This is a genomic window from Arthrobacter sp. I3, from assembly GCF_000520575.1.
Classification (GTDB): domain Bacteria; phylum Actinomycetota; class Actinomycetes; order Actinomycetales; family Micrococcaceae; genus Arthrobacter; species Arthrobacter humicola_A.
Genome location: NZ_KI914962.1, coordinates 35,459 through 45,267 on the forward strand (window position 1 = coordinate 35,459; position 9,809 = coordinate 45,267).

Here is a 9,809-nt window from a genome sequence, read left to right on the forward strand (position 1 = left end):
CCGTCCCCAACGCCTTCCGCCACCTCTAAGCCGACGCCGACCGGCACTGCCTCCGCGACCCCGACGCCGACCGGCACTGCCTCCGCGACGCCGACGCCGACCGGCACTGCCCCCGCGACCCCGACGCCGACTGGGACTGCCACGACGACCACGCCTGCCGCGCCCACCCCGACCCCCACCCCGACGCCGGCGCCAACCCAGACGGGAACAGCCTCCGCCAAGCCATCAGCACCGTTATCGGTCCCGCCGCCGGTGGCACCGCCGTCCTCCGCGCCTGCGCCGTCCTCCGCAACCGCGACGGAGGCTGCCGCCAAGACGGCCACCCCCGTGCCGGCCCCGCTCACTGTGGAGCCGGACCCGATCACCGCGCCGGCCGATACGCCGAAGCCACGGGCGGCCACGCAGTCGGCCACGACGGCAGTGACAACAGAACCCTCAGCGACACCATCTGCGACGCCCTCAGCGACGCCCGGCGGCTAGCCCCCGCCGCGCCCCAGTGCATTGTTCCGGCGTCATGTCCGGGAGGCACACCCATACCCGCAGCCCCCGGTGCCGAATAATGGAGTGACCAGTTCAGATTCCCTGCTCCGGACCATCGACATCGCAAGGACGCGCCCCATGACAGCTCTGCACTCCATTCCCCTGACCCTCATCGACGGGACCGAGACCGATTTTGGCCGATTCAAGGGCGAGGTGGTTCTAGTGGTCAACGTGGCGTCCCAATGCGGTTTCACGCCCCAGTACGCTGGACTCGAGGCGCTGCACAACAAGTTCCGGGGCCAGGGCTTCCAGGTCCTCGGCGTGCCCTGCAACCAGTTCGCCGGGCAGGAGCCCGGCGGCGAGGCCGAGATTGCCGAGTTCTGCCAGCGCAATTTCGGGGTTACCTTCCCGCTGACGGTCAAGGCCAACGTCCGGGGCAAGAACCAGCACCCGCTCTACGCCGAGCTCACCAAGTTCAAGACCGGCATCCTGCCCGGCCTCGTGAAGTGGAACTTCGAGAAGTTCCTCGTGAACCGCGACGGCGAGGTCATCGCCCGCTTTGCGCCCACCGTTGAGCCGGACGCGCCGGAGATCATCGAAGCTGTTCAGTCCGCCCTCGACTGACCCGACCGGCCCGGGGTCCAGAGGAACTCAGCCCTATCCCTAAGCATGCTTGGCGCCTAGACTGGCCGGACCCTCCAACATTCCGGACTTCCCCGCGGCGCAAGCAACTCTGGCAGCCGTCGGCAGTGTGGCCGGGTGTTCCTGTGGAGGGCGCATCAAAGAACTTCGTGAATCACACCAGGGCGCCCACCACGGGGCCCGTGAAAGCAGGAGGAAATAGATGACAGGGAACAAAGCCGTTGCCTACAAGGGGCCTGGCAAGGTCGAACTGATCGACATTGACTACCCCACCTTCGAACTCAAGGACGGCCCGGGGGTCAACCCCGCCAACGTGGGCCGGCAGGTGCGCCACGGCGTAATCCTCAAAACCGTGGCCACGAATATTTGCGGTTCGGACCAGCACATGGTCCGGGGGCGCACCACGGCACCCGCCGACCTGGTGCTCGGCCACGAGATCACCGGTGAGGTGGTCGAAGTGGGTCCGGATGTTGAATTCATCAAAGTGGGGGACATCTGTTCCGTCCCCTTCAATATCGCCTGCGGGCGCTGCCGGAACTGCAAGGAGCGCAAGACCGGCATCTGCCTGAACGTCAACCCCGACCGGCCGGGCAGCGCCTACGGCTATGTGGACATGGGCGGCTGGGTAGGCGGCCAGGCCAACTACGTCCTGGTGCCGTATGCCGATTGGAACCTGTTGAAGTTCCCGGACAAAGACCAGGCCCTCGAAAAGATGATGGACCTGACGATGCTCTCGGACATCTTCCCGACCGGATTCCATGGTGCGGTCACCGCAGGCGTCGGCGTCGGGTCCACCGTCTACGTGGCAGGCGCAGGGCCCGTGGGCCTGGCCGCGGCGACCAGTGCCCAGCTCCTGGGTGCCGCCGTCGTGATTGTGGGTGACATGAACGCGGACCGCCTGGCGCAGGCGCGCAGCTTCGGCTGCGAGACCATCGACCTGAGTAAGGGCGGCCCGGCCGAACAGATCGAGCAACTCCTGGGCGTCCCGGAAGTCGATTGCGGCGTGGATGCCGTGGGATTTGAGGCCAAGGGGCACGGGGCCGGAGCCCACGAGGCCCCCGCCACCGTCCTGAACTCGCTGATGGAGGTAACGGCCGCCGGCGGTGCCCTGGGCATCCCCGGGCTCTACGTCACCGGGGACCCGGGCGGCGTGGACGAGGCCGCGAAGAAAGGTTCGCTCTCACTCAGCCTCGGAACGGGCTGGGCAAAGTCGCTCAGCTTCACCACGGGACAGTGTCCGGTCATGAAGTACAACCGGCAGCTGATGATGGCCATCCTGCATGACAGGGTGCATATCGCCAAGAACGTCAACGCGAAGGCGATTACCCTGGAGGACGCGCCGAAGGGCTACGCGGAATTCGACGCCGGCGCGGCGACGAAGTTCGTGCTTAACCCGAACGGCTACCTGAGCTAGCGGAAACCGTAAACCCGGCGGCACTGTCCGTCCCGCCCCGAAGCCCCGGGGTTTCGGGAGTGCCGCCGGGCCTCCCCGCCCCGTATATGCCGGAAAGGGCATGTGAGGGCACGCCACCTGTTAACGCCCATTTTTCCAATATGCCTGTCCCAGTTTTTACATTGTTTGCCCAATGTCTGGTTGGATAGTTCTTACTGAGAGGGACCCTGGAAGCACCGCTTCCACCCAACCAAGAAGGCAGCAATGGAGCGCATCGAGGCCGAACACCCCCGGCCACGTCATTTCCTACTTCACCTGAGCGACCCCCACCTGCTGGGGGGTCCGCAACCCTTGCACGGCGTCGTGGACAGCGAAGCCCTGCTCAGGCAACTCTTCGAGGAGGTCCACGCCTCCGGAGCCCGCCCCGAAGCCGTCATCTTCACGGGCGACCTGGCTGACCTGGGCGAACCCGAGGCGTATGCCAAGCTCCGCGCCATCGTGGATCCGGCGTGCGAGGCCTTGGGGGCCAAGGTCATCTGGGCGATGGGCAACCATGACGACCGGGCCAATTTCCGGGCCGGGCTCCTGGACGAGGCCGACAATGACGCGCCCGTGGACCACAGCTACTTCGTCAACGGGCTGCGCATCATCACCCTGGACACCTCTGTGCCCGGCTTCCACCATGGTGAATTGAGCCACGACCAGCTGGACTGGCTCGCTGCTGAACTGGCCACCCCGGCCCCGGACGGGACCATCCTTGCCCTGCACCACCCGCCGGTACCGTCCGTGCTGGACCTTGCCGTGCTCGTGGAGCTCCGGGGCCAGCCGGCGCTTGCCGGCGTCCTCCGCAACTCCGATGTCCGCGCCATCCTGGGCGGCCACCTGCACTACTCGACCACCGCAACGTTCGCAGGCATCCCTGTGTCCGTGGCTTCAGCCACCTGCTACACGCAGGATCTGAACGTCCCGGTCGGCGGCACCCGAGGCCGCGACGGCGGGCAGGCGTTCAACCTGGTCCACGTCTACGAACACACGATCGTGCACTCCGTGGTGTTGCTCGGCGACACCCCGGCGGTGGGGGAGCTGGTCTCCCCGGAGGAAGTCCAGCGCCGGCTCGCGGCCGCAGGGATCCATATCCCTGGGAAGGCCAAGCTCGAGGCCCCGTCCCGGACGTCGGCGCACCGCAGGTACACCACCCTGAACTGATTCACTCCCCGGCCGACGCGGCCCCCGTTTTGGTCACGGTTCGTTACTTCTCCCAGGGCGCCTTGATGGGGTAATACTTCTCCAGGAAGTCCGTGACCAGTTCGGCCCGCTCTTCCGCCGGGACCTCTGGGAAGCTGCCGTCGTTGAGGCAGAAGAAGTCCATGTTCCGCTTGGCCAGGAGCTTGGGCAGGTAGTTCAGGCCGGCCCGCGCCGTGGTGTCCACATACCTCACCTTGGCAGCTGTCTGGGTCACGGCCCGGCCCGTGAGCAGCGCGTAGTAGTGGTAGAACGAGTTGGTCACGGAGATGTTGTCCGCTGCCCGGAAGGTACTCGCGGCGGTCTTGGCAAACTCTGCCGGGAACTCCTGCTCCATCTGCTCGACCACACTGCGCCGCAGCGGGGCCGCCGTGTGCTCCAGGTGCCGGGTGGTGATGCGGCCGAAGCGGTTCCAGAGCAGCTTGCGGTTCACCCGGGCGGCGTTCTCAAAGCCGCTGCGTTCGGCGTCGTTGTCGCCCAGGCCGATCCGGGTTTCGGCCTCAATGAACTTCGTGATGCCGCCCGGGGTAAAGAACATGTCCGGGCCCACGGCGCGGCCGAAGAACATGTCGTCGTTCGAATACAGGAAGTGCTCGGAGAGCCCCTCGATGTGGTGCAGCTGACACTCCACGGCCTGCGAATTGTGCGTCGGCAGAACCGAGGTGTCGGCGAAGAACTCTTCGCTCCGGACGATCGTCACACTCGGGTGGTCGGCCAGCCATGACGGCGCGGGGGAGTCCGTGGCGATGAAGATCCGGCGGATCCACGGAGCAAACATGTACACCGAGCGCAGGGCGTACTTGAGCTCATCGATCTGGCGGAAGCGGGCCTCGTGGTCATCGCCCTCGCCCACCACCACGCCGGCCATGCGGGCGCGGCGGGCGGCGATGTACTCGGGGGAGCTGCCGTCAACCCATGAGAAGACCAGGTCGACGTCGAAGCTGATGTCGCTGGCGTGGTCCGCGAACATGTTCTCGATGGTGGGCCACGTGTGGCCGTAGCGTTCCACCGTGCCGCGCACTGCATCCTGGGCCAGCATGGTGCGGCGCGTCAGGGAGTTCTCGATCGGCAGAATCAGCTGATCGCCTTCGAAGCTCCACAGCTCCAACTGGACGCCGGCGGAAGCCCCGAATTCAAAACCGCCTTCGGGTTCGACCCTGGGCCGGTAAAGCCGGAAGATCCGGGCCTGGCGGTTCGGCGACAGCTCGCCGTCGGCCACCAGCACGGACGACTTCTTCTTTGCGTCCACGCTCATGGAATACATCGGCTCGTCGCGGCACGCCTCCACGAGGGCGTCGCGGAGTTCCTTGCGGTCCTTCCAGTCGACGGCGACCACAGGGCGGTGGTTGTTGCCGCGGACCAGCAGGTAGCCGATACCGGCGCCGGCCAGGACGGAACGCAGGAACATCAAGTCCTCGACCATGGCCTGGTACGGCGTGCGGTTTTCGTTGATCAGCGCATAGCGGCCGCGGTGGCGGACAACATCGGAGCGGGTCCGGAATCTGGCGACCGCGGCCGCCGACGTGACCTCGGCGTGGGCGTCCACAGATGCCTGGCTGCCATAGTAAATCTCGTCTTGGATCGCTGCTTCGGTAATGTCTGAGCTCCCGCTTCTTTGAGTGCGTTGGTGTCTACTTGCATGATAACGCGGGCCTCAAAATTGCCGCGGAAAACCGGCCGCCGCGCGGCGTGCGCGACGACGAAATGTGACGGAGCGTATCGGCGGAGCGGGGCCTCAGCCGGTGACGACGGCCAGCCAGTGGTGCAGGAAGGCGGCACCGGCGTCGTCGTGGATCACGTCTTCGCCGAGCCCCAGATCGGCGGCGGTGAGGACATCGTAGGGTTTGACCGGGATGCCGTCCGCGGGCCGGACGTCGACGTGCTTCACTGCGTGGTCGTTGTGGTGCAGCCAGTCGGCCATGGCGTAGTCCGTGCGGGAATCGCCCACGGTGCGCCAGGCCTGCGGCGTGATGCCCTGCGCGGCCAGGAACTCCACGGCCCGGCTCGCGCCCAGGTCCTTGCCCAGCCGGACCGATTCGATATCGGTGGAGATGATGGTCGGATCGACGCGGAAGTCGACCTGGTCATCCGAATCGGGGACGTGGTGGTCCAGCCGCACCACGCCGAGCCCGTGCCGGGCCATGATGCCCATGGCGTCTGCGTCGAAGAGTTCCTGCTCGGCCCGGTAGTCGGGGTTGGGGACGGCAATGTGCTGCTCCACGGAGACCATGGCCCGCTTGGTTTCGTCGTAGAACATGTGGGCGGAGTAGTCCTCGGCCACCAGGCGGCGCACGTCATCGCCGAAGGCCTGCGGAATGGCGAGCTCGTGGTCCACGTGGACCGGGCCGGGGCCCTCCGCGGTGTAGCTGAACCAGACGGCGCCCTTCTCGCAAATGGCGTGGATGAGGGTGCCGGCGGGCATCCCGGCGGCGATCATCGGTTCCATGACCTGCTCGCGGATGAACGCGTCCGACCGGCCGGTGTTGAAGATGACCGGCACGCCGGCGGCGGCCAGGGCCACCAGATCGGCGATGATGCCGGGCTGCACCTCGCGGGTGACCGGGCTCGCGACCGGACCGTCGACGTCGAGCAGCAGCGCCAGCACGGGGGCCGACGGCGACGGAACAGGGACAGTCTCGGGTGAAGTCATACGGCCATTCTGTCAGCCGCACGGGACGTTTAGGTGAACCGCGCAGCAGATCAACGGCCCGGCGCTGGATGTGACAGGCGCCAGGCGCTGGTCGTGCCAATGCGTCGTGTGACAAATGGTTACCGTTTGGCCACAACCTCACGCCGCCGGGGGACATTCGTTCCTTCGGGCGCCCAAGTTCCCTAGGCTGGCATGGTGATATTCAAAGCTGTGGGCGAGGGACGCCCGTACCCCGACCATGGTTACACCACGCCCAAGGACTGGGCGGCCCTGCCCCCGCGTCCTGTCCGGCTTGATGAGCTGGTGACCACGAAGCGCACACTGGATCTTGAAGCCCTGCTGGCCGAGGACTCCACGTTTTTCGGCGATCTCTTTCCGCACGTCGTGGAATACCGCGGCGTCCTCTACCTTGAAGACGGCCTGCACCGGGCAGTCCGCACCGCGTTGCACCAGCGCACCGCAATTCATGCGCGGGTCCTCGTGATAAATGGCTAGGAAGCCGCCAGACGTCAGAGTCCTGCACGGGCACCGCGTCATCAGTGGCTCCGAGCTGCGGGCCACGTTCGTGGAGCAGGACGATACGGCAGAGAACCCCCACCGGCTGCGGCGCAGGATCCTGCACGGCGTTGTGCTGGTGATGCTTGTCGGCCTGATCGTGGCCGCGATCGTGGTGGCCCTCGCCATCATGAACGGCCAGATCAAGATCCCCGGGGCGGAGCGGAGCAGGGCGGCAGTGTCGGTGTGCCCGGCGGCCACCTACGACTACGCGCCGCCGCAGAAGGTCCACGTCAACATCTACAACTCCACGAGCCGGCCGGGCTTGGCACGGAGCGTGGCCGACCAGCTCGCCGCCCGGAAGTTCCTGGTGGGTACCGTGGGGAACACGACGTCGAGCTACCGCGGCGTGGCGCTGGTGGTCTCCGGTGCCGCCGGCCAGTCGGCCGCCTTCAGCGTCCAGCGCCACGTGCCCGGCTCGGACTATGTCCAGGACGGCCGCGCGGACCCGAGCGTGGACGTGATCATTACCGGCGACTTCAAGGAACTGGCCAAGCCGGAACTCGTGGACCAGACGCCGGGCCAGCTCAGCTGCCCCCGCGAGACCCGGCGCATCGTGGATGAGGCCACGTTGCCCGCCGTACCCAAGGCGACGCCCGGCACGGGCTAAAGGCACAGCCTTCCAGCCTTCCCGGCGCCGCAGCCTAGCGGATGGTGCGGACCGGCCGGCCGGCGTCGTCAAACCTGGCCCCGGCCCCCAGCTGGACAAACCGCACCGTCCGGGCGAGCCGTGCCTCGGCCTCGGCGTCCTGGCCCGCCCCGTCGCCCCGCGCAGCGCTTGAGGAGAGCGTGCCGTGGATGAGCTGGGCCAGCTGGGCTATGTCCGACTCTGGCAGGTAACCCTGGGCCATGCCGTCGCGCAGGATGCCCCGCAGGAGCACGCTGAGCTCACCCACGTGGTCGGCCAGTTTGGCGAACGACGACGGCGAGAGCACCGCCGCCATGGCCGGGCCCGGCGGCAGGTGCCGCCGGCTCAGGTCCTCCACTTGGGCGCGGACGTAGACGGCCAGGCGCTCCACCGGGTTCTCCAGTGCATCGAGGGATTCGCGCAGATCGAGCAGGAACCGCTCGGTCTCATCCAGGGCGTAGGCGATGAGGAGCTCTTCGATATCCGCGTAGTAGTTGTAGACGGCGGTCCGGCCGATCTGGGCGTGGCGCGCGACGTCCGTCATGGTCAGGCCGGGGAGCCCGTGGGTGAAGAGAAGTTCCCCGAACGCGGTCAGGATGCGGCGCTGGGTCTCGGCACGTTGGGCGGCGTTGCTCGCGGCCGAAATCCTAGGCATACGCACACTTTAGCGCGATCTGTCACCAAAGCAGCCGGGCGGCGGACTGTGACACGGCCGGGCTACGAACATCGACCGGTTCTGAGGGGCCACACCTGAATCCAACGCCTCAACTGGGGGTGTCTGATAGACACTGCCACCGCCCGTCCGGCCTGCGTAGCGTGGTGGATGTGGACAGAAAAGACGAAATCCGGGACTTCCTGATCTCGCGCCGGGCGAAGATCACCCCGGATCAGGCCGGGCTCCCCAACTATGGCGAGCTGCGCCGTGTGCCGGGGCTGCGTCGGGAGGAAGTGGCCCAGCTCGCCGGGGTAAGCACGGACTATTACACGCGGCTGGAACGCGGCAGCATCCGCGGCGTCTCGGACTCGGTCCTCAACGCTGTGGCCTCCGCCCTTCAGCTGGATGAGGCAGAGCGGACGCATCTGATGGACTTGGCCAGGACGGCCAACACGCCGTCCTCCCGGCGGCCGGCGCGCCGGCCACCGCAGCAGAGGGTCCGTCCCGGAGTATTGCGTTTGCTGGACGGGATGACCGGAGCTGTCGCCCTGGTGCAGAACGGACGCTCGGACGTGCTGGCCGCCAACTCCTTGGGGCGCGCGCTGTACGGGCCGGTGTTCGAGTCCACAGCAGCCGCTGGTCCGGAGGATCCGGGCCAGCTGCCGAACCAGGCACGATACCTCTTCCTCGATCCGGGCGCCGGGGACTTCTACCCCGATTGGTCCGCAATCGCCGCCACCACGGTAGCGATGCTCCGATCGGAAGCGGGACGGAATCCCCATGACCGCGCTTTGAACGAACTGGTCGGCGAGCTGACCACACGCAGCGGGCACTTCGCCGCATTGTGGGCCGGCCATGACGTGCGGATCCACACCACGGGAACCAAGCGCTTCCACCATCCGGTCGCCGGAGACGTGTCGCTGCAGTTCGAGACGCTCGACCTTCCCGGCGATGAGGGACAAACCCTGTACACCTTCACTGCAGAGCCGGGGTCCGCATCCGAAAACGCGCTGGCGTTCCTTGCCAGCTGGGCGGCATCGCCCCCCGCGAAAACCACAACCGGCGACCCTTCCATCCCGGATCTGCGCTCCCACGCGCGGCCCGGAACACTTAACCCAGGAAAGACAGAACATGACTGAGCAAAACGACGCCAAGACCGGGCAGAAAGTCTGGTTCATCACCGGGGCAGGCCGCGGTTTGGGCATTGACATCGCCAAGGCCGCCCTGGCCGCCGGCCACGCAGTCGTCGCCACCGGCCGCAACCCCGACAAGGTCGCCCGGGCCGTCGGCGAGAACGAGAACCTGCTGGCCGTAAAACTCGACGTCACCAACCCCGCCGACGCCACCGACGCCATCGCCGCCGCCGTGGACCGGTTCGGCCGGATCGACGTGCTCGTAAACAATGCCGGCAACTTCTACGCCGGGTTCTTCGAGGAAATCACCCCGGAGGACTTCCGGGCCCAAATCGAAACCACCATGTTCGGACCGATAAATGCCACCCGCGCGGCTCTGCCCGTCCTGCGGGCCCAGCGCTCGGGCCTGCTGGTCACAATCTCCTCCACCG

At 66.9% G+C, this 9,809-nt stretch carries 10 protein-coding genes and 1 pseudogene; 7 read left to right on the forward strand and 4 right to left on the reverse strand.

Annotated features, from left to right (window positions below):
* A pseudogene (locus Y706_RS29465) lies at positions 1–413 on the reverse strand (hypothetical protein); the annotation flags it as partial.
* 205 nt (positions 414–618) lie between these two features.
* On the opposite strand from Y706_RS29465, the gene Y706_RS0120215 reads away from it, so the two are divergent.
* The 3 genes from Y706_RS0120215 to Y706_RS0120225 all read left to right on the forward strand — a co-directional run bounded on the left by Y706_RS0120215 (position 619) and on the right by Y706_RS0120225 (position 3,721).
* The gene (locus Y706_RS0120215) at positions 619–1,104 is read left to right on the forward strand and encodes a glutathione peroxidase (protein ID WP_028278012.1); all 486 of its coding nucleotides are present in this window, start codon (positions 619–621) and stop codon (positions 1,102–1,104) included.
* Positions 1,105–1,324: 220 nt separating this feature from the next.
* On the forward strand, positions 1,325–2,536 hold the full coding sequence (fdhA, locus tag Y706_RS0120220) for a formaldehyde dehydrogenase, glutathione-independent (protein WP_028278013.1): 1,212 nt from the start codon (positions 1,325–1,327) through the stop codon (positions 2,534–2,536).
* 243 nt (positions 2,537–2,779) lie between these two features.
* Positions 2,780–3,721: a phosphodiesterase gene (locus Y706_RS0120225; protein ID WP_028278014.1), complete on the forward strand. Its 942-nt coding sequence runs from the start codon at positions 2,780–2,782 to the stop codon at positions 3,719–3,721.
* A gap of 43 nt (positions 3,722–3,764) precedes the next feature.
* On the opposite strand, the gene Y706_RS0120230 is transcribed toward Y706_RS0120225, so the two are convergent.
* Positions 3,765–5,303, reverse strand: a complete 1,539-nt coding sequence (locus Y706_RS0120230; protein ID WP_230007875.1) for a stealth family protein — start codon at positions 5,301–5,303, stop codon at positions 3,765–3,767.
* 189 nt (positions 5,304–5,492) lie between these two features.
* Positions 5,493–6,407, reverse strand: coding sequence for a Cof-type HAD-IIB family hydrolase (locus tag Y706_RS0120235; RefSeq protein WP_028278016.1), 915 nt, complete (start codon positions 6,405–6,407; stop codon positions 5,493–5,495).
* Positions 6,408–6,602: 195 nt separating this feature from the next.
* Here Y706_RS0120235 and Y706_RS0120240 point away from each other — a divergent pair, with 195 nt between their 5' ends.
* Together Y706_RS0120240 and Y706_RS0120245 are read left to right on the forward strand one after the other, a co-directional pair.
* A complete protein-coding gene (locus Y706_RS0120240) occupies positions 6,603–6,902 on the forward strand; it encodes a type II toxin-antitoxin system VapB family antitoxin (RefSeq protein WP_026266597.1) in 300 nt (99 codons plus the stop codon).
* The gene (locus Y706_RS0120245) at positions 6,895–7,572 is read left to right on the forward strand and encodes a LytR C-terminal domain-containing protein (RefSeq protein ID WP_028278017.1); all 678 of its coding nucleotides are present in this window, start codon (positions 6,895–6,897) and stop codon (positions 7,570–7,572) included. Before Y706_RS0120240 ends, Y706_RS0120245 begins: the two co-directional genes overlap by 8 nt.
* Before the next feature lie 34 nt (positions 7,573–7,606).
* Here the strand turns inward: Y706_RS0120245 and Y706_RS0120250 are convergent, their stop codons facing one another.
* Entirely contained in the window at positions 7,607–8,245 is a 639-nt protein-coding gene (locus Y706_RS0120250) for a TetR/AcrR family transcriptional regulator (RefSeq protein ID WP_018774380.1), read from the reverse strand.
* Between the two features lie 170 nt (positions 8,246–8,415).
* On the opposite strand from Y706_RS0120250, the gene Y706_RS0120255 reads away from it, so the two are divergent.
* Positions 8,416–9,384 (forward strand): helix-turn-helix transcriptional regulator, encoded by a 969-nt coding sequence (locus tag Y706_RS0120255; protein ID WP_043436642.1) that lies wholly within the window; start codon positions 8,416–8,418, stop codon positions 9,382–9,384.
* A partial coding sequence (locus Y706_RS26730) for an SDR family NAD(P)-dependent oxidoreductase (RefSeq protein WP_043436644.1) occupies positions 9,377–9,809 on the forward strand: 433 nt, incomplete at its 3' end. The genes Y706_RS0120255 and Y706_RS26730, both read left to right, overlap by 8 nt.